1 protein-coding gene is annotated in these 890 nt (G+C 63.4%); it reads right to left on the bottom strand.

The genetic code is table 11. From position 1 onward, the window contains the following. Nucleotides 1–2: 2 nt before the first annotated feature. A partial coding sequence (tuf, locus tag ARC78_RS15305) for an elongation factor Tu (protein WP_054661013.1) occupies nucleotides 3–890 on the bottom strand: 888 nt, incomplete at its 5' end.

Below are 890 nucleotides of genomic sequence, written 5' to 3'. Positions count from 1 at the left end.
TATTACTTGGTGATCTTGGAGACCACGCCGGCGCCGACGGTACGGCCGCCTTCGCGAATCGCGAAGCGCAGACCTTCGTCCATGGCCACCGGGTTGATCAGGGTGACGGACATCTTCACGTTGTCACCCGGCATCACCATCTCGACGCCTTCCGGCAGCTCGCAAGCGCCGGTGATGTCGGTGGTACGGAAGTAGAACTGCGGACGATAGCCCTTGAAGAACGGGGTATGACGGCCACCCTCGTCCTTCGACAGCACGTACACTTCGGCTTCGAACTGGGTGTGCGGGGTGATCGAACCCGGCTTGGCCAGCACCTGGCCACGCTCGACGTCATCACGCTTGGTGCCACGCAGCAGCAGACCGGCGTTGTCACCTGCCTGACCCTGGTCCAGCAGCTTGCGGAACATTTCCACGCCGGTGACGGTGGTCTTGACGGTCGGACGGATACCGACGATCTCGATTTCCTCACCCACCTTGATCACGCCACGCTCGATACGACCGGTCACCACGGTGCCGCGGCCCGAGATCGAGAACACGTCTTCCACCGGCATCAGGAACGGCTTGTCGACGTCACGCTCCGGGGTCGGGATCCAGCTGTCCAGTGCATCGACCAGCTTCAGGATGGCCGGCACACCGATCTCGGACTGGTCGCCTTCCAGCGCCAGACGGGCCGAACCGGACACGATCGGGGTGTCATCGCCCGGGAAGTCGTACTTGGACAGCAGCTCGCGCACTTCCATTTCGACCAGTTCCAGCAGCTCGGCATCGTCCACCATGTCGGCCTTGTTCAGGAACACGACGATGTACGGCACGCCGACCTGACGCGACAGCAGGATGTGCTCACGGGTCTGCGGCATCGGGCCGTCAGCGGCCGAGCACACCAGGATCGC

Origin of the sequence: Stenotrophomonas pictorum JCM 9942 (assembly GCF_001431585.1) — a bacterium.
Classification (GTDB): Bacteria; Pseudomonadota; Gammaproteobacteria; order Xanthomonadales; family Xanthomonadaceae; genus Stenotrophomonas; species Stenotrophomonas pictorum.
This window is presented reverse-complemented; position numbering and strand designations above follow the sequence as displayed.